Below are 18,045 nucleotides of genomic sequence, written 5' to 3' on the forward strand. Positions count from 1 at the left end.
TTCCCGGCCCGGCCCCCCCCCCACCCAAAACCCAGAAGGCGCCGCCCGCCGCGGAGGCGCCGGCCGGACACCGTTATGGTAGTAATCAGGCGCCGTTGTTGCACGGCCCGAGATCGCCCGCGAACTGCGGGATGTTCGGATCGTAGGTCACCTGCTCGCGCGGCACTTCCTGCACGACCTCGAGAAGGTCGAACTGGGAAGTCGGGTTTTCGTTACCCTTCACGACCAGCACCTTCTTGAAGCACTGGTGATCGTCCGCACGGTAGAGGGTCGGACCGTTGCCCATGCCGTCGAACTCGAAGCCTTCGAGGGCCTTGACGACTTCGCACGGAGCGAAGGTGCCGGCACGTTCGCAGGCATCGGCATAGAGCAGGGTCTGCACATAGCAGGTGTGCGCGGCCTGGCTCGGCGGGAAGCCGTATTCGGCACCGAAGGACTTCACGAAAGCCTGCGAGCCTTCGTCCTTCAGCGACCAGTGCCAGTTGGTGGAACCGAAGATGCCCTTCACGTTCGCGCCCGCACCCTGAGCCATCAGGCGGCTGTAGAGCGGAACCACGATCGCGAAGTCCTTGCCGTTCACCTTCTTGTCGCGCAGACCGAACTGAACCGCCTGAGTCAGCGAGTTCACCATGTCCTTGCCGTAGTGGTTCAGCACCAGCACATCCGCGCCCGAGTTCAGAACCGGGGTGATGTACTGCGAGAAGTCACCGGCGCCGAGCGGGGTCTTCACCGCGGCGGCGGTCTTCCAGCCGACCGCCTCGGTCGCGTTCTTGATCGACTCTTCCTGGGTCCAGCCCCAGGTGTAGTCGGCGGTCAGGTGGTAGGCGACGCGGTCGGTGCCGTAGTTCGCCTTCAGCACCGGGGCCAGAGCGGCGCCGGACTGATAGGCGTTGAAGAAGTGGCGGAAGCCGTTGCGACGGCGGTCCTTACCGGTGGTGTCGTTGGAGTGGGTCAGGCCGGCCATGAACATGATGCCCGCATCCTGGCACAGACCCTGGACCGCGATGGCCACACCGGAGGACGACCCGCCGGAGATCATCAGAGCGCCGTCCTTTTCGATCATGCGCTTGGCGGACGCGCGCGCGGCGTCGGACTTGGTCTGCGTATCGCCCGTGACATACTCGACCTTCTTACCGAGCACGCCGTTGCCCTTGAGGGCCTTGGACGAGAAGGTGTTCAGCATGCCGCCGTCACCTTCACCGTTCAGGTGCTTGACGGCCAACTGGAACGCACGGAGTTCGTCCGCGCCTTCGTCGGCATACGCACCGGTCTGCGGCACGTTGAAGCCGAGCTTGATGCTCGCAGCGTTGCCCGGATTGTTCAGAAACTCAGCACCAAAGGCGTGACGCGTGAAAAACGTCGGCGCGGCAAGGGCACCGGACAGCGCGAGGCCGCCCTTGAGCAGATTACGCCGGCTCACGCCGGTGTCGAACTTTGCCATTAATTCCTCCCGTTATTTCTTAGGGAGCGCACCGTCCCCAACGCGCTTCCCCGAATTTGAGCTAAATGGTCGCTCCGTCAACGAGACTACGCACTGTCAGTTAACTTGCGAATAAGTATTTGAAATATGCGTATTTTTTTGTAAATATTACCATTCTAAAAAACATCGATTTGTAAATAATTTACGCTGCGGCGCAACAACTCGAACCAAATCAAGGTGTTGGAAATGGCCCGGGCGCCAATTGGAATGCGACTGCGCGACAGGCGCAAAAGTCTCGGCCGCACGCAAGCGGAACTTGCGGCCGCTGTCGGGATCTCCGCGTCTTATCTGAACCTGATCGAGCATAACAAGCGGCAGGTCAGCGGCGCGCTGCTGCTGCGCCTCGGCGAGGCGCTCGAAGTCGGCATCGATTATCTCGACGGAGCCGCGGAACGGCGGCTGATCCAGGATCTGGACGAAATCGCCGCCGACCCGGCCCACGGGGATCTCGACATCGACCCGGACAGCGCCACGGACCTGGTGGCCCGTCACCGGCCCTGGGCCAGCCTGATCGTCAAGCTGCACCGCGACCATCTCGACCAGACCGCGGCGCTCAGGGCCCTCTCCGAGAGGTTGAGCCAGGACCCGTTCCTCTCCGACGCGGTGCACGGGATGCTGTCCAACATCGCCGCCATCCGCTCGACCTCGGAGATCCTGGCAAGCGTCAGCGACATTCCGGAGGACCAGCAGGCACGTTTTCATCGCAACCTCGCGGACGAGAGCGCACGGCTCTCCGATATCGCGCAGGCGATGGCCGGCTATTTCGACCGCGCGCCGTCAAGGCTCGGCTCGGTCACGCCGGCGGAGGAGGTGGACGATTTCCTGCTTGAGAACCAGAACTACTTTGCCGCCATCGAAGACGCAGTGAGCGATTTCGCCGCCGGCCTCGGCTGCGACCCCGTGGCGCCGGAATTCGAGAGCGTCGCGCGGACGTATCTGGAAAAGGCCGGCGCCGGCTCCCTCGACGCGCTGAATGCGGGCGCTGCCACCCTTCCGGCGCCGAGCCGGCGCTTCGCGGTCGCCCGCGCCCTGCTCCTTCCGGCCCTGCGCGAGGATATCGAGGAAATCGTCGCCTCGGCAGACCTGCTCACGAGCGACGCCGCCCTCGTGAGAGCCCGGCGTGCGCTGCAGTCTTACGCCGCGGCGGCTCTTCTGATGCCCTACGACCGGATCCGCGATGCGGCCGTCGCATCGCGCTACGACGTCGACAAGCTGCAGTACCGCTTCGGGGTGAGTCTCGAACAGGTTTGCCACCGGCTCGCCTCGCTCCGCCGCCCCGGCGCGGAGGGCGTTCCCTTCGCCTTCATGCGCTCGGACCCCGCGGGCTACATCACGAAGCGACTGCCGCTCCGGGATCTGCCGCTTCCGCGCTATGGCGGCGCCTGCCCGCTCTGGGCGATCTACAGGGCCTTCCAGACCCCGGACCGGGTGTTCCGCCACCTGGTTGAATTCGCCGACCGCAGCCGGTTTCTGTTCATCGCCAGGACCGTCGCCAAACAGGCCACCGGATTCGACCGCCCGCAGCATCTCGTCTCGATCATGCTCGGGTGCGATGCGCTCTATGCACCGGATCTGGTCTACGGCGACGGTCTCGACCTCTCGTCGAAGTCCGCGGCCGAACCCGTCGGCTCGGCCTGCCGCGTCTGCCCGCGCGAGGACTGCCGGCACCGCCAGGAACATCCGATCACCGGGAGCTAGGCCGCGCGTCGCGCTTGCGTCACCCTCAACCTCGGTTAAACTCCGGAAAACCGGCAAACAGTTAATGACCGGGAAAACAAGGAGGCATTGGGGGAAACAGCGTGACAACACGCGTCTTTATCGCGGAGGACGAGCCGAACATCCTCGAGTCGCTGAGCTTTCTGCTCGGGCGGGAGGGATGGGAGGTGACCAGCGCCCTCGACGGCGACGCCGCCCTCGAACAACTCAATAACCAGGCCCTGCCGGATGTCGTGATCCTCGACATCATGCTGCCGCACCGCAATGGCTTCGAGATCCTGCGCCAGCTTCGCGCCTCGCCGCGCACCAGCAAACTGCCGGTCATCGTGCTGACCGCAAAGGGCCAGGAAAAGGACCGCAAGACCGCACAGGAGATCGGCGCCGACGCCTTCGTCACCAAGCCGTTCTCCAACCGCGACGTGATCGAGCAGGTCAAGAAACTGGCCGGGCTGTAGGCGATGCGCCCCTCTTCTCCCAGTACGGCCGCCAAGTACCGTGACGCTGCGTTTCTGCTGCCGCTGGCGGGGCTGTTCCTGCTGATGCCGCCCTTTATCGATCTGTTCGCCGTGCACGAGACGCTGTTCGGCATCCCGCTGATCGTCGCATACCTCTTCGGGCTCTGGAGCGCGATGATTCTCATTGCCTTCTGGTTCTCGCACCGGCTGAGCGATCCGGAACATCATGCGCCGTCGCCGCCGGACATCAGCTCGCCAGGCCGCTGATGCTGTCCGCCAACCTGATCTTCACCATCTCGCTGGCCTATGTGGCTCTGCTCTTCATGGTCGCGTTCGTCGGCGACCGGCAGGCCCGCACGGGACAATCCTCCTGGATCCAGTCCCCGGTCGTCTACACGCTCTCGATCTCGGTCTATTGCACCTCCTGGACCTTCTACGGCGCGGTCGGCTCCGCGGCCCGCAGCGGGCTCGAGTTCGCCACCATCTATCTCGGGCCGACCCTTGTCTTCATCGGCTGGTGGTTCCTGCTGCGAAAGCTGGTTCGGATCGGACACGTCCATCGCATCACCTCGATCGCCGACCTGATCTCCTCGCGCTACGGCAAGAGCACGAGCCTCGCCGTGCTGGTGACACTCATCGCGGTGATCGGCACCACGCCCTACATCGCGCTGCAGCTGAAGGCGGTGACAACGAGCATCCAGGTCATCGTGTCCTCCGATCCCGGCAATCTCGCCAATCCGCCTAGCGACGATCCGGCCTCGGAGATCGCCTTCTGGATCGCGGCCGGCATGGCGCTCTTCACCATCATCTTCGGCACCCGCACGATCGATGCGAACGAGCGCCATCACGGCGTGGTCGCCGCCATCGCGCTCGAGGCGCTGGTCAAGCTGCTGGCCCTGATCGCCGTCGGCCTGTTCGTGGTCTTCGCGCTCGCCGACGGACCGGCGGACATCTTCAGCCGCGAGGCCGCGAAGGTGCTGCAGACCGAGGATATGTTCGACGCCCGCTGGGTCGCCCTCACTTTCCTCTCCGGCGTCGCGATCATCTGCCTGCCGCGGCAATTCCAGGTGACCGTGGTGGAGAATACCGGGGAGGACCAGCTGCGCATGGCCTCCTGGCTGTTCCCGCTCTATCTGATGCTGATGAGCCTCTTCGTGCTGCCGATCGCGATCGGCGGGCTCAGCGTGCTGCCGGAGGGCGCCAATCCGGATATGTTCGTGCTCACCGTACCGATGTCCGTCGGCCAGGACCTGCTCGTCCTTCTGGCCTTCCTCGGCGGCTTCTCCTCGGCCACCTCGATGGTCATCGTCGCTTCGATCGCGCTTTCGACCATGATTTCGAACCATATCGTCATGCCGGTGATGTTGCGCACGCCCTGGACATCGATCGAGCGCAGCGGCGACGTGCGCCGGCTGCTGCTGGTCAGCCGGCGGATCAGCATCGGCGTCATCCTGCTGCTCGGTTACGTCTATTTCCGGCTCAGCGGTAAATCGGACGCGCTGGCCGCGATCGGCCTGATCGCCTTTGCCGGGGTCGCCCAATTCCTGCCGCCCCTGCTCGGCGGGATCTACTGGAAGAGGGCGACCGCGACCGGTGCCAAGATCGGTCTTGCCACCGGCTTTATCCTCTGGGGATACACGCTCTTCCTGCCGAGCTTCGAGGGCGACCTGCTACTGTCGGCCAGCACGATCGAATACGGTCCCCTGGGCATAGATTTGCTGCGCCCGCAGGCGCTGTTCGGCCTGACCGGCCTCGATCCGCTGGTGCATGCGCTGTTCTGGAGTCTCAGCGCCAATGTGGTGCTGTTCGTTTTCTGCTCTCTCCTGGTCGAACCGAAACCGCTGGAGCGTTTGCAGGGGACCTTGTTCGTCGATGTCTTCCGCACGCCGGCCGGCGACGAGCACCGCTTCATCCGGCGGTCCGCCTCGGCCGAGGATCTCTTCATTCTGGCGCAGCGGATTCTCGGCGCGGACGAGGCCCAGCGCCTGTTCCGGGAGTTTGCCGCCGGCCAGGGGAGCGACAGCGACTTTCCGCAACCGACGGATGCCTTCATCGCCCACCTCGAGCGACGGCTCGCCGGCTCCATCGGCGCCGCATCGGCCCGGGCCATGGTCTCGCAGATCGCCAGCGGCGAAACCATCAGCCTCGACGAGCTGATGAAGATCGCGGACGAAACCGCGCAACTGATGGAGTACAGCCAGGAGGTCGAGAAGAAATCGATACAGCTCGAGGCGACCGCGCGGGAACTCCGGCGAGCGAACCAGAGACTGACCCTGCTCGATGCACAGAAGGACGATTTCCTCAGCCAGGTGAGTCACGAGGTCCGGACGCCGATGACCTCGATCCGCTCCTTCTCGGAAATCCTCCTCGAGACCAGGGACCTGACCAGCCCGCAGGCGCAGCGTTTCCTCTCCATCATCCACGAGGAGAGCCTGCGTCTCACGCGTCTGCTCGACGAGATCCTCGACATGAACCTGATGGACCGGGGCGAGGCATCGTGGAACCTGCATGAACTGGACGCTTCGGTGCCGCTGTCCCGCGCGGTCGAGACCTGCCGCGGCCTCGCCCGCTCCCCGGGCGCCGGCATTCACTTCCTGGGACCCGCCCGCGCCGGTGGCGGGGGCGGTTCGGGCCGCCCGCCCGAGGGGGGGAGGAACCGGCCAGCGCGATCGTCGTGGCCGATCCGGACCGCCTGCAGCAGGTGGTCATCAACATCCTGACCAATGCGATCAAGCACAATACTTCAGCGAACCCGATGGTCAGGGTTGAAGGCAGGCTGAGCGGTGGAGAATACGTGATCGAGATTACCGACAACGGCCCGGGGATCCCGAACCACCTCCGCCCCTTCATCTTCGAGAAGTTCCAGCGCGGCGCCGCCCAGTCATCGACAGGCGGGATCGGCCTCGGACTTGCGATCAGCAAGGAGATCATGAAGCGGCTCGGCGGCAGGCTCGTATTGGACGAGGACGACGGCCCCGGAACCCGGTTCCAGATCACCCTGAACGCCAAGGCCATCAAATCCGCGTCTCAATCCCAGGCTCATTCGATTAGCTAAAATTTTAGCGAATTAACGAATTCGTGACCAATTGAGGCAATGCTCCGAGTCAGTGGAGTAGCGTTTGTACAGCCGTATCACGCTGGAGACTCGTCCGGATTTTCATCCCCTGCGAGCCTCGCCGGCGAACATCCGGAAACCCGCTGCAACGACGCTCGAAACCAGCTTCCGGCGGTATATCCCAGCCGGACGCATTGAATATCGGGGCAGTTACATGGCCTTCAACATCGACAGGCCGAGACTCCATTTTCAACCGGGGCTCCGGGCGTGGTTCTTCGCGACTCCCGTGATGACCATCCTCATCTTCACCGCACTGTTCCTTGTCGTACTCGAGAGATCTCGTACCCAAAACGCGGAACTCTCGGCGGCACAATCCCTGGCCCAGGAGAAGGTCGAAGCGATCTCCATCGTCGGCAGAAATGTTGCCGAGGTCCATCTGGCCATCACGAGTCACCTGGGCAAGGCCTACGATCTCGACAAAGGCGAGCTCTACGACCTGACCAAGCCCACGCTGAAGAGCGCGTTCAAGGTCAAACACGATCTCGAACGGTCGCGGGCGCTCCTGGCGAGCGGATCCGAAGCGGATGCCGCACTTTCCTCACTGTCGGACGCGTTTGAAGAGCTGCGGCGCCAGTATGTTTCCTCCGTCGTCAGGGTTTCCTTTGATACCGACCGATTCGATCAGGAAATGCGCGCGACAAACGCGTCCTATCTGGCGACGCTGACTTTGCTCGGGCGCCTCACACAAATCGCACTCAAGGACCATGCGGCGGCCTCGGAGGCCATCTCCGCATATGACAAGCAGATCATTCGGAGCCTGGCCATTGGCCTTGCGCTTTGCGCGGCATTGTCGCTGGTCGCCTCATGGCTGATCTCCGCACGCTATGCATACGACCTCGGAGGCGCCATCCAGGCGCTCACGAACCTGGCCAACGGCAAGACTTCCAACTTCGATCCGGAAAAGAAATCGCGCAAAGACGAACTCGGAGCCCTCACCCGTTCAATCGCCTTCTTCGAGGGTGTGCTCGGACTCCTGATGGACGAGATCTCGGTGCGGGAGAAGAACGAAGCCCAGCTCCGGCACCTTTTCGAGAGTGCCGGCGATGCGATCCTTGTCATGGAGGACGGCGAATATGTCGCCGCGAACAAGCAGGCCGAGCGGATGCTTGGCATCAATGCGAAGAGGATCCGAGATTACAGGCTCGGCGCTTTCGCCGACTTGTCGGACCATAGCCTGGAGCAGCTCACCGGGATGTTCCTGGGGCACGTGAATGCGGCGCTCCAGGGAGAACCGCAAACATTCGAGTGGAGCATCGCCCACTCCGACGGAACGACGTTCCCGACAGAATGCACGGTCGCGGCATTTGTCGGCCCTGACGGCAAGAAAATCGTCCAGTTGATCATCCGGGACATCAGTTCGCGGAAGGAAGCGGAACAGTTGCGTCAGGATATGACACAAGAACTCGAGCGTATGGTGTGCATACGGACCAAGGAACTGCAGCGCGAAATCGTCGCGCGGCGCGACACCGAAGAAGCGCTCGTGACTGCGCAGCGCACACTGGAAGCCGTGGTGGATCATGCCCCTATCGGGATGATCCTTCTGGATACCGATCATCGCGTCCTTCTTATCAACAACTGGATCCGGGCGGCGCACCATTTGCCGGACGCACTTTGCAGACCCGGTTCGGATTACGTCGAGGTACTAAGCTTCATTCTGAGCAGCACACGCACCTCCCAAAGAAGCCCGGAGGCACTGAAGCGGATCCTCGCTGAGCGGACGGTCTTGCTGGATCGCCGCGAGAGCGGCGTCTTCGAGGACGTCTTGCCCGACGGGTCTTTTCACAAAGTCGAACGCCGCTTCGTCGACGGGGTTGGATGCATCATCACCAACACCGACATCACCGACCTCAAGAACGCGCAGAACGACCTGGTGCGACAGGAGAAGATGGCCGCGCTGGGTGGTCTTGTCGCCGGTGTCGCGCACGAAGTGAACACGCCCCTCGGGATCTGCGTGACCGCAGCCTCGCACGTCTCGGCGATCATCCGGGACTTTCGCCAGCAGGTCATGAGCCCGACCGGAGGCCTTTCCCGCAAACTCGCCATCGAGACACTCGACAAGACCGGTGAGGGCCTGGCCATCGTCGAGCAAAACCTGAACAGGGCTGCCGGACTGATCAAGAGCTTCAAGATGGTCTCGGTCGATCAGGCGGCGGACGATTCCCGGGAAATCGAACTCGGCGATTATATCCGCGATACGCTCCAGAGCCTGACGGCCGAAACCAAACGGAGCAAACTCAAGGTCGAACTGGTCCGGCCGAAGACGAAAATCATGCGCCATACCTATCCCGGCGCGCTGGTCCAGATCGTCACCAACCTTGTCATAAACGCGGGCATCCATGCCTATGACGGAAACGGAGGCGATCTCCGGATCGAGGTCGAGCGTCTCGCCAACGGATCGGACCGCATTTCCGTGCGCGATTACGGCAAGGGCATGGACAGGGCTGTCCGCTCACAGATCTTCGATCCCTTTTTCACGACCAAGCGCGCCAACGGCGGCACGGGCCTCGGGTTGCACATCGTCTTCAACCTTGTGACCCAGCGCCTCGGCGGTCAGATCGAATGCAGGAGCGCGCCCGGCGAGGGAAGCACGTTCGAGATCACCCTGAATTAGCATCCGCCCGGGCGGGCATTGCCGAAGCGACCGCGTCCGGAGCCACAACACCCGGCGCCGCGCGATCGGCACGTTCGACCCGGTTGCGCCCGAGGTTCTTGGCCCGGTAGAGCGCAAGATCGGCGGCATTGTAAAGCTCGCTCCAGTGCATTCCGCGAGTCGCCGTGGCAATGCCGGCGGATATCGTCATGCCGGCACCGGGAAGCGGTCCCGCATCCGGATCGGCGTCGAACCGTGTCGACTCGATGCGGCGGCGCAGCCTGTCCGCCACCTTCGCCGCAGCGTCCATATCCGCATTCGGGACAATGACAGCGAACTCCTCTCCTCCGAACCGGTAGACCCTGTCCTCGCCTGCGCCGAACCGGTCCAGGTTCCTGATACCTGCCCGGAGGTCCGCCGCCAGTGCCTTCAGCAGCGCGTCTCCCGCGGCATGGCCGTAGCGGTCGTTCACCTTCTTGAAATGGTCGACGTCGATCAGCAACAGGCTGAACAGCGTGCCGTTCCGCTGCAGCCGCCGGAAATCCTCCTCGAGGTCGTCATGCAGCGCGCGGCGGTTCTTCAGGCCGGTCATCTGGTCCGTCCGGGTCTGCCCTTTCAGACGAGACAGGAGTTCGAACAGACGACCGCGGAAGCTCAGGAAGGACATTCCGAAATAGCCCGCGAAGAGTGTCGCGATGCCAAATCCGAGATAGGCTTTGGGCGGGATCAGCCCGTCACGCGCGATAAGGAACGCCAGCGCGCCGACGACGAGCGTGATCAGGATGTCGCGCCGCGTCTGAGCCAGCGTCGTCACGGCGACGAGCGCGATCGAATAGAAGAACGCGGCGTTGTGCGGCTCGGCGACCTGGGCCAACGTCACCGATCTCAGGATGAAGAACGAGATCCCGACGGTGAAGGCATGGCGGAGCTGCGGGTCGTACCGCGGCAGCGCCCACCAGTACCCGACCGCAAGCAGCGTGATCGAGATTCGCACCACCTTCATCCACCACGGAACCGACAGGAACCAGTCGAAATTGACGATCAGTTCGGTGATCGTGGATATCGAGGCGGCAGCGCAGAGCCCCCGCACATAGGAGAAATATTCGCGGCCGATCCTGGCACGGTCTGCTTCGCCCGAGCCTGCGGTTTCATCCATCTGCGCACTTCCGGAGAAGAAAAGCCAAGCCCACGACCGACACCCGATCCCTCAACCCTGGGATTACAATGAAAGCTCCGGCAAGGACGCCCCGGGGCTGTCGAGACCCTACGACGCGGGCAGCGGCGCGGTCCAGTCACGGATGGCTATCACCTAAATACCAGGGAGTGCCGCGATCTGTCGGTCATGAAAACGGGCGAGAAGAAGCTGAGCGAGGATCGCTCCGGTTCCGGCCAGCGCCATGTCCTTCTGAGTATCCCAGACGTCACCCTGGGTCGCCAGGAAGGCATCGGCGTCTCCTCCGACCAGCACCGCGGCCAGCCACTCGAGCAGCTCATAGCTCGCACTTACGCCGAGCACGGAGAACAGGATAATCGCGAAAAGCCAGCGCCCGGGCCGGAGCGGCGAGGTCCGGAGCAGCAGTTCGCGGATCGCGATCGCCGGAATGAAGCCCTGCGCCAGATGGCCGACGCGGTCATAGTGATTGCGCGAGAGATCGAAAGCCTCGCGGATCCAGTGAAAGAGCGGAACCTCGGCATAGGTGTAATGCGCGCCGACCAGCAGGATTACGGCATGCAGCGCGATGAGAAGCGAGAGGAGCGGCGTCAGCGGAAACCGCCGGCGGACGGACCAGAGCAGCGGATAGACGATCAGAACCGGCAGGGCCTCCATCCACCAGGTCAGCCGGTCGGCCGCACCGACATAGGACCAGAGGCAGACCAGCGCCACGGCGATGGTTGTCGCCGCGAGCAGCCTTGCGCCATCGAGCCCGGCGGCGTTCACGCGGAAACCGTCCGCCGGACAGCGTCGCGCCAGCCCCGGTAGAGTTCGTCCCGCATCGCGGTTTCCATGCGCGGCTCGAAACGTCGTTCGAGCGCCCATTGCGCTGCCATCGCCTGCGGGTCCGGGTAATAATCGTGCCGGAGGCCGGCGAGGTAGGCCGCGCCGAGTGCCGTGGTCTCCGCCACCACCGGACGGTCGACCGGCGCGCCGAGAATGTCGGCAAGGAATTGCATGGCCCAGTCGGAGGCGACCATGCCGCCGTCGACCCGGAGCACGGTGTCGTCTCCGCCCGCGCTCCAGTCACTGTGCATCGCCTCCAGAAGGTCGCGGGTCTGATAGCCGACGCTCTCCAGCGCGGCACGGGCAAAATCGGCGGGACCCGATGCGCGGGTCAGGCCGAACATCGCGCCGCGCGCCTCGGCATCCCAGTAGGGCGCACCAAGCCCGGTGAAGGCGGGCACGAGGTAAACCCGGTGCGCCGTATCAGCCTGCGCCGCAAGCGTGCTGCTCTCCGCCGCCTGCCCGATCATGCCGAGCCCGTCGCGCAGCCATTGCACCGCCGCCCCGGCGACGAAGATCGAACCTTCCAGCGCGTAAGCCGGCTTGCCGCCCAGACGATAAGCGATCGTCGTCAGCAGCCGGTTGCGTGAACGTACGGGTGCGGCGCCGGTATTGAGCAGGGCGAAGCAGCCCGTGCCGTAAGTCGATTTCAGCATCCCCGCCTCGAAGCAGGCCTGCCCGACCGTCGCCGCCTGCTGATCCCCCGCGACGCCGGAAATCGGAATGGCGGCACCGAGGATATCGGCCTCGGTGGTGCCGAAATCGTCGGCGGAGTCCTTCACTTCCGGCAGCATCGAGCGCGGGATGCCGAGAATGCCGAGCAGCTCGTCGTCCCAGTCGCCCTTGTGAATGTCATAGACCAGCGTGCGCGAGGCGTTGGTCGCGTCGGTCGCATGAACCTTGCCGCCGGTCAGGCGCCAGATCAGCCAGCTGTCGACGGTGCCGAAGGCGAGATCTCCCGCTTCGGCCTTCGCCCGCGCGCCCTCCACATGGTCGAGAATCCAGGCGATCTTGGTGCCGCTGAAATAGGGATCGAGGAGGAGGCCGGTACGGCTGGTGAAGAGTTCCTCGTGCCCGGCATCCTTCAGCCTGGAGCAGAAGGAAGCTGTCCGCCGGTCCTGCCAGACGATGGCATTCGAGACCGGTGCGCCGGTGCGCCGGTCCCAGACCACCGTGGTCTCGCGCTGGTTGGTGATGCCGATGGCCGCGATCCGCTCGGCTCCGCCGACTTTCGCGATCGCCGCGCGCGCGGTTTCCACCGTGCTGCGCCAGAGATCCTCCGGATCGTGCTCGACCCATCCGGATTGCGGGAAATGCTGCGGGAACTCCTGCTGCGCGACGGCCGCGACGCGCGTATTGGCGTCGAAGATGATGGCGCGGCTGGACGTCGTGCCTTGGTCCAGCGCGAGAATGAGCCGGTTGTCTGCGGCCTTTGCGACTGCGTTCATTCTTTCCTCCCTCGAGCGTCGTTCCGCTTCGCCTGCGTTGAATACCGTGCCGGCAGGGAGAGGTTCCAGCACAAACGCAAACCGCGCCGCCCGGAAGGGGCGGCGCGGTTGGAAACGCGTCGGGAGTGAGCGGAGGCTTACTTCGCCGTCTTGGCCCGCTCGATCGCCTCGAGAATGGTCTTGCGCGCCGATTCCTCGTCGCCCATCTCGATGAACTTCACCCACTTGTCCTGCTCGAGATCCTTGTAGTGCTCGAAGAAGTGGACGATCTGCTGGATCAGGATCTCCGGCAGGTCACGATAGCTCTTCACGTTGGCATAGTAGGGGTGCAGCTTCTCGACCGGCACGGCGAGGATCTTCTCGTCCATACCCGCCTCGTCCTCGAGATGGACGACGCCGATCGGGCGGCACGGAATCACGGCACCCGGAACCACGCCGGAGCCGGTGACGACCAGGATATCGGCCGGATCACCGTCGTCGGACAGCGTGTTGGGAATGAAACCGTAATTTGCCGGGTAGAACATGGCCGTGTGCAGGAACCGGTCGACCATCATGGCACCGGAGTCCTTGTCCAGTTCGTATTTGACCGGCACCCCGCCCTGGGGGATCTCGATGACGGCATGCACCTCGTAGGGCGGGTTCGGGCCGGTCGTGATCTTGCTAACGTCCAAAGTCTAGCTCCATTCGGACGGGACTCTGGCCGGTTTCCCGGCAGATAGTATTCCCGCGCTTTATCGGATTGGCGATTGCATTCGGTTTTGCAGCGCAGCATTTGCGGCAATGCGGACCGAACGTCAAGTCCCGATTGGAGACAGAACCGATACAGGAGCCGGAAACCGACGCCCGGATTACTTCGACCCGCCGGATTTCCCGAGCGTATTGGGATTGTGCTCCCCGTGCTCGCCGACATAGCGCGGCTCGACTTCCGGTTCCCGCATGGAGGCCTCCCGGATCCCGCTCTCAACCAGCCGGGCGATCCGGCTTCTCGTTTCGTCAGGAATCTTGGTTCCGTTCAGGAACTGCTGCAGGCTCTCCGCCTCGTCCATCTTGAACTTGAGAGTGACGTCGCTCATGGCCTCGCTCCTTTCATGATTGTGCTCCCCGGACATCGTAACGGCTTTCCCGGCTCACAACCAATTCCCGCCCGGGCGTCACGTCCTTCAGGTAATCCGCCATGCCGCGGCTTTGTTCCCATTGCCGGGGATATCCGAGGGACACCTCATGGAAGCGCGTGCCGTCGATGACGTCGGTCCGGCGCGTATGGAGATGCCCTGTGATCACCTCGACGGAGCGGAACCGGCGGTGCCAGTCATGCGTGCGGCGGGTCCCGCACCAGGGCGAAAACCGCGGCACACGGGGGATACGAATCAGATCCTCGCGGAGCGGCCAGTGATTGACAAGCACGGTCCGCGCATCCGCAGGCAGCGCCGCGAGGCGGGTTTCCGTCTCCTCGCAGCGCGCGGCACACCAGTCGGCCCGGCTGTCGTAGGGCGCGGGATCCAGCAGCAGTTCGTCCGCCGGCACCGCGTGCTTTTGCCGCACCCAGTCCTTCAGGTTCTCGAGCGCGATGCCCTCTGGCCTGAAGCTGTAATCGTAGAGCAGGAAGAGCGGCGCGATGAAGACCGGCGCACCGTCCAGATCTTCCGGCCAGCGCGAATAGGGATCTTCTGGCGTAACGGCGCCCGCCGACCGCGCGAGTTCGACCAGATGGAGATAGCGTGCTTCTCCGCGGCGGGAAACGGCTCCGGGCCGCCGATCGGTCCAGAGATCGTGATTCCCGGGAACCCAGACGATCGTGCCGAAGCGGCCGGAGAGCAGCTCAAGGGCCTCGACGAAGAGTTCCTCGCGCTCCGCGATATCGCCGGCGAGGATCAACCAGTCGTCACCATGGTCCGGCAGCTCCCGGAGCGCGGCCCGGTTGACCTCGGACGCGAGATGCAGATCCGAGATCGCCCAGAGACGCCTGCCGGAGCCGGCGTCCGTCACGATCCGATCCCCCCGCGCGCCTCCAGCGCCTCGCGGATCGCGGCCCGGCGCGAGATCATCCAGAACAGCGCCAGCGCGGTCAGTCCGCAGCCGACGACCAAAGGCCAGCGCAACCCGGCCCAGTCGGAGACCCATCCCATGGCGAGCGCGCCGACCGCGGGCCCTCCCCGGAACATCATGCCGTAGAGCGCGATGACCCGGCCGCGCATTCCTTCGTCGACCGCGGACTGGATCAGGGTCTGCGCCCCGGCGCCGTGCGTCACCATCGCCCCGCCGGCAACGGCGAGCGCAAAGAGACCGATCCAGAAATTCGAAGTCAGGCTGAACACCAGCAGGGAGACGATCATCGCCGCGACGCTGAAGAGCGAGAGCTGCACCAGTCCTTCCAGCCCGGCACGCTGCCCGAGATAGATGCCGCCGAGGACGGCACCGATCCCGGTGACCGTTGCCATCATGGAAAGCCCTTCGGCGCCGCGGGCGAAGATCTCCACCGCATAGCCCGGCAACAGCTCAAAGACCGGACGCATGCAGATGCAGGCGACCAGCATCAGCACCAGGGTCGGCCCGATGCCGGGATGCCTGAGAGAATAGCTGTAACCCTCGACCATCTGGGCGAAGAGGCCGCCGTGGCTCTTGCGCGGGGTGAGGTCCGGACGGGGCCGGATCATGAAGAGGGCGGCGATGAAGGGAAGATAGCTGATCGCATTGGCAAGAAACGCATAGCCCGCGCCGTAGCCGACGATCACCAGTCCGGCAATCGCCGGCCCGACGAAACGAGCCGCGTTGAAGATCACCGAATTGATCGCCACCGCGGAAGCGAGATCCTCGCGCTGGACCAGGTTGGGGATCAGCGCCATCCGGGCCGGCTGCCAGAAGGAAACGACGATCCCTGTCCAGAGCGCCAGAGCGCAGAGCGACCAGATGGTCAGCGTCCCGCTCAGGGTCAGCGCGGTCAGGATCGTCGCCTGGATCATGTTGAGGCATTGGGCGACGCGGGCGATCTGAATACGGTCGAGCCGGTCCGCGAGCGCGCCCGCGAAGGGGCTCAACAGCACCACCGGAAAAAGCTCGGCGAAAGAGATGATGCCGAGCCAGGTCGGGCTTTCGGTCAGTTTCCAGGTTACCCAGCCGATCGCGATCCGCTGCATCCACAGACCGATGACGGTCAGGGAGCTGCCGATGCAATAGATCGAGTAATCGCGGTTGCGGAACGCCTGACAGAAGCGTGCCGCCGAAGTGGCGAGGGACATGAAAGATATCTAGGCCAAAGCGGCCGGGTTGGGAATCCCGGAGCGTCAGTTGGCGGAGATTTTGTGCCCGAGGGCGATCAGTACGACGCAGGACGCGTTGTGCAGAATGTTCTCGAGCTCCGCGTTCTCGAGCCGGATCAACAGACGGAAGGCCTTCACGCAAACAGGGTTGTACTTCGAGTCTTCGGCCTCGCGATGCATTTCCTTCAGCCAGTCGCGCATGGGCTCCTGCCCGGCCCCGCGCGCCTGCGCGCGGCACCGGTCCATCATCCCGCCCATGAGGGGCAGCAACCCGTGCCTGCCGCGCCAGACCGCCTCCTCGCGCTTGAACTCGATCCGGTCGTGCACCTTGCCGAGAAGGTAATGCATCAGCCCGCAGAGGAACTGCTCGAGGCGGCGCATCTCCACCTCGTCGATATCGATCACCGCATCGCACATGGAGCGCACGATCTCGCGCACCCACACGTCACGGTCGAGCGTGCCGATGCGGGGAATCTTGTGTTCGGTGCGGCGCAGCGGGTCCATGGCGTTGTTCTTACGGCCTTAATTTTAACCAGTCATGAATGACCGGACGGATTTAACGCGAATTTCAAACAATCTCCAGCCCGCAATATGCAGCGCCGTGAAATACTCCGCGCATCGCCTTCCTGTTCTTGAACCACGCGGGACACGGGCGTAGGCTCTGCCGCACATCTGACAAGCCAGCCTTTCCGAGGAAAAAATGAGCTTCATCGCTGACCGTCTCGGCCGCATCAAGCCGTCCCCCACCATTGCCATCAGCACCAAGGCGCGCGAGCTGAAAGCCGCGGGCGGCGATGTGATCGGCCTTTCCGCAGGCGAGCCGGATTTCGACACTCCGGCGCATATCGTCGAGGCTGCCATCGAGGCCATGAAACGGGGCGATACCCGCTACACCGATCCGGACGGCACGCCGGAGCTGAAGGACGCGATCTGCCGCAAGTTCAAGCGCGACAACAATCTCGACTACAAGCGCAATCAGGTGACCGTCGGCACCGGCGGCAAGCAGGTGCTCTACAACGCCCTGATGGCGACCCTCAATCCGGGTGACGAAGTCATCATCCCGGCACCCTACTGGGTCTCCTATCCGGACATGGTGCTGCTGGCCGAAGGCGAGCCGGTGATCATCCCCTGCCCGCAGGAGATGGGGTTCAAGCTGCAGCCGGAGGATCTCGAGAAGGCGATCACGCCGAAGACCAAGTGGATCATCCTGAACAGCCCGTCCAACCCGACCGGCGCCGGCTACAGCTGGGAGGACATGAAGAAGGTCACCGACGTGCTGATGAAGCATCCGCACGTCTATGTCATGACCGACGACATGTACGAGAAGCTGGTCTTCGACGACTTCAAGTTCTGCACCCCGGCGGAGGTCGAGCCCGGCCTTTATGACCGCACGCTGACGGTCAACGGGATGTCCAAGGCCTTCTGCATGACCGGCTGGCGCATCGGTTTCGCCGCCGGCCCGGTCGAGCTGATCACCGCGATCCGCAAGATCCAGTCGCAGTCGACCTCCAACCCATCCTCGATCAGCCAGGCGGCCTCGATCGCCGCGCTCGACGGTCCGCAGGACTTCATCGAGAAGCACAACGAGTCCTTCAAGGCGCGCCGCGATCTCGTGGTCTCCATGCTGAACCAGGCCAGCGGCCTCAACTGCCCGACCCCGGACGGCGCCTTCTACGTCTACCCGTCCTGCGCCGGCGTGATCGGCAAGAAGACGCCGGACGGCAAGGTGATCGAGAACGACGAGGATTTCTGCACCTACATGCTTGAGGCCGAAGGCGTCGCGGCGGTGCATGGCGAGGCGTTCGGCCTCAGCCCGCATTTCCGCATCTCCTACGCGACTTCCGATGAGGTGTTGGAAGACGCCTGCGCCCGCATCCAGCGCGCCTGCGCCGCTTTGCGCTGAGCTTTCACGAACCGCTTCAACGAGAAGCGCCGCCCGTTGATCCGGGCGGCGCTTTTTGTTTTCCCACAATCATATCCGTCAT

Annotated in this window: 16 protein-coding genes; 7 read left to right on the forward strand and 9 right to left on the reverse strand. The window is 63.9% G+C overall.

Annotated elements, in window-relative coordinates:
- Positions 1-85: 85 nt before the first annotated feature.
- Complete coding sequence (locus tag IG122_RS11995) at positions 86-1,441, reverse strand: substrate-binding protein (RefSeq protein ID WP_193183800.1); 1,356 nt, start codon at positions 1,439-1,441, stop codon at positions 86-88.
- A 246-nt stretch (positions 1,442-1,687) separates the two neighbouring features.
- On the opposite strand from IG122_RS11995, the gene IG122_RS12000 reads away from it, so the two are divergent.
- The 6 genes from IG122_RS12000 (at position 1,688) to IG122_RS12025 (ending at position 9,377) form a co-directional block, all read left to right on the forward strand.
- A complete protein-coding gene (locus tag IG122_RS12000) occupies positions 1,688-3,178 on the forward strand; it encodes a helix-turn-helix domain-containing protein (protein WP_193183802.1) in 1,491 nt (496 codons plus the stop codon).
- Between the two features lie 101 nt (positions 3,179-3,279).
- Positions 3,280-3,651, forward strand: coding sequence for a response regulator transcription factor (locus IG122_RS12005; protein ID WP_193183804.1), 372 nt, complete (start codon positions 3,280-3,282; stop codon positions 3,649-3,651).
- A gap of 3 nt (positions 3,652-3,654) precedes the next feature.
- A complete protein-coding gene (locus IG122_RS12010) occupies positions 3,655-3,918 on the forward strand; it encodes a hypothetical protein (protein WP_193183806.1) in 264 nt (87 codons plus the stop codon).
- A complete protein-coding gene (locus IG122_RS12015) occupies positions 3,918-6,371 on the forward strand; it encodes a histidine kinase dimerization/phospho-acceptor domain-containing protein (protein WP_193183808.1) in 2,454 nt (817 codons plus the stop codon). The genes IG122_RS12010 and IG122_RS12015 overlap by 1 nt, the downstream gene beginning before the upstream one ends.
- Positions 6,326-6,706, forward strand: coding sequence for a sensor histidine kinase (locus IG122_RS12020; RefSeq protein WP_193183810.1), 381 nt, complete (start codon positions 6,326-6,328; stop codon positions 6,704-6,706). Before IG122_RS12015 ends, IG122_RS12020 begins: the two co-directional genes overlap by 46 nt.
- A 289-nt stretch (positions 6,707-6,995) precedes the next feature.
- Positions 6,996-9,377 carry an ATP-binding protein gene (locus IG122_RS12025; protein WP_193183812.1) on the forward strand — a complete coding sequence of 794 codons (2,382 nt, stop codon included), beginning with the start codon at positions 6,996-6,998 and terminating at the stop codon, positions 9,375-9,377.
- On the opposite strand, the gene IG122_RS12030 is transcribed toward IG122_RS12025, so the two are convergent.
- The 8 genes from IG122_RS12030 to IG122_RS12060 all read right to left on the reverse strand — a co-directional run bounded on the left by IG122_RS12030 (position 9,364) and on the right by IG122_RS12060 (position 16,564).
- Positions 9,364-10,512, reverse strand: coding sequence for a GGDEF domain-containing protein (locus tag IG122_RS12030; RefSeq protein ID WP_193183814.1), 1,149 nt, complete (start codon positions 10,510-10,512; stop codon positions 9,364-9,366). The two genes, IG122_RS12025 and IG122_RS12030, sit on opposite strands and share 14 nt — an antisense overlap.
- Positions 10,513-10,665: 153 nt before the next feature.
- On the reverse strand, positions 10,666-11,295 hold the full coding sequence (locus tag IG122_RS12035; protein ID WP_319024870.1) for a DUF2238 domain-containing protein: 630 nt from the start codon (positions 11,293-11,295) through the stop codon (positions 10,666-10,668).
- The gene (gene glpK / locus IG122_RS12040; protein WP_193183818.1) at positions 11,292-12,803 is read right to left on the reverse strand and encodes a glycerol kinase GlpK; all 1,512 of its coding nucleotides are present in this window, start codon (positions 12,801-12,803) and stop codon (positions 11,292-11,294) included. Before glpK ends, IG122_RS12035 begins: the two co-directional genes overlap by 4 nt.
- 137 nt (positions 12,804-12,940) lie before the next feature.
- Complete coding sequence (gene ppa, locus IG122_RS12045; RefSeq protein ID WP_193183820.1) at positions 12,941-13,474, reverse strand: inorganic diphosphatase; 534 nt, start codon at positions 13,472-13,474, stop codon at positions 12,941-12,943.
- 177 nt (positions 13,475-13,651) lie between these two features.
- Complete coding sequence (locus IG122_RS12050; RefSeq protein ID WP_193183822.1) at positions 13,652-13,876, reverse strand: hypothetical protein; 225 nt, start codon at positions 13,874-13,876, stop codon at positions 13,652-13,654.
- Between the two features lie 13 nt (positions 13,877-13,889).
- The gene (locus tag IG122_RS12055) at positions 13,890-14,789 is read right to left on the reverse strand and encodes a metallophosphoesterase (protein ID WP_319024871.1); all 900 of its coding nucleotides are present in this window, start codon (positions 14,787-14,789) and stop codon (positions 13,890-13,892) included.
- Complete coding sequence (locus IG122_RS24045) at positions 14,786-16,039, reverse strand: MFS transporter (protein ID WP_226893536.1); 1,254 nt, start codon at positions 16,037-16,039, stop codon at positions 14,786-14,788. The genes IG122_RS12055 and IG122_RS24045 overlap by 4 nt, the downstream gene beginning before the upstream one ends.
- Before the next feature lie 45 nt (positions 16,040-16,084).
- Entirely contained in the window at positions 16,085-16,564 is a 480-nt protein-coding gene (locus tag IG122_RS12060; RefSeq protein ID WP_193183826.1) for a hypothetical protein, read from the reverse strand.
- A gap of 196 nt (positions 16,565-16,760) precedes the next feature.
- Between IG122_RS12060 and IG122_RS12065 the strand changes: the two genes are divergently transcribed.
- Positions 16,761-17,963 carry a pyridoxal phosphate-dependent aminotransferase gene (locus tag IG122_RS12065; RefSeq protein ID WP_193183828.1) on the forward strand — a complete coding sequence of 401 codons (1,203 nt, stop codon included), beginning with the start codon at positions 16,761-16,763 and terminating at the stop codon, positions 17,961-17,963.
- The last annotated feature ends 82 nt before the right edge of the window (positions 17,964-18,045 follow it).

This window comes from Nisaea sediminum, assembly GCF_014904705.1.
Taxonomy (GTDB): Bacteria; Pseudomonadota; Alphaproteobacteria; order Thalassobaculales; family Thalassobaculaceae; genus Nisaea; species Nisaea sediminum.

Excerpts from the sequence above, each read along its gene's own strand:
- IG122_RS11995 (WP_193183800.1), bottom strand. The coding sequence starts at position 1,441 with ATGGCAAAGTTCGACACCGGCGTGAGCCGGCGTAATCTGCTCAAGGGC.
- IG122_RS12000 (WP_193183802.1), top strand. The coding sequence starts at position 1,688 with ATGCGACTGCGCGACAGGCGCAAAAGTCTCGGCCGCACGCAAGCGGAA.
- IG122_RS12010 (WP_193183806.1), top strand. The coding sequence starts at position 3,655 with ATGCGCCCCTCTTCTCCCAGTACGGCCGCCAAGTACCGTGACGCTGCG.
- IG122_RS12015 (WP_193183808.1), top strand. The coding sequence starts at position 3,918 with ATGCTGTCCGCCAACCTGATCTTCACCATCTCGCTGGCCTATGTGGCT.
- IG122_RS12025 (WP_193183812.1), top strand. The coding sequence starts at position 6,996 with ATGACCATCCTCATCTTCACCGCACTGTTCCTTGTCGTACTCGAGAGA.
- IG122_RS12030 (WP_193183814.1), bottom strand. The coding sequence starts at position 10,512 with ATGGATGAAACCGCAGGCTCGGGCGAAGCAGACCGTGCCAGGATCGGC.
- glpK (WP_193183818.1), bottom strand. The coding sequence starts at position 12,803 with ATGAACGCAGTCGCAAAGGCCGCAGACAACCGGCTCATTCTCGCGCTG.
- IG122_RS12050 (WP_193183822.1), bottom strand. The coding sequence starts at position 13,876 with ATGAGCGACGTCACTCTCAAGTTCAAGATGGACGAGGCGGAGAGCCTG.
- IG122_RS24045 (WP_226893536.1), bottom strand. The coding sequence starts at position 16,039 with ATGTCCCTCGCCACTTCGGCGGCACGCTTCTGTCAGGCGTTCCGCAAC.
- IG122_RS12060 (WP_193183826.1), bottom strand. The coding sequence starts at position 16,564 with ATGGACCCGCTGCGCCGCACCGAACACAAGATTCCCCGCATCGGCACG.
- IG122_RS12065 (WP_193183828.1), top strand. The coding sequence starts at position 16,761 with ATGAGCTTCATCGCTGACCGTCTCGGCCGCATCAAGCCGTCCCCCACC.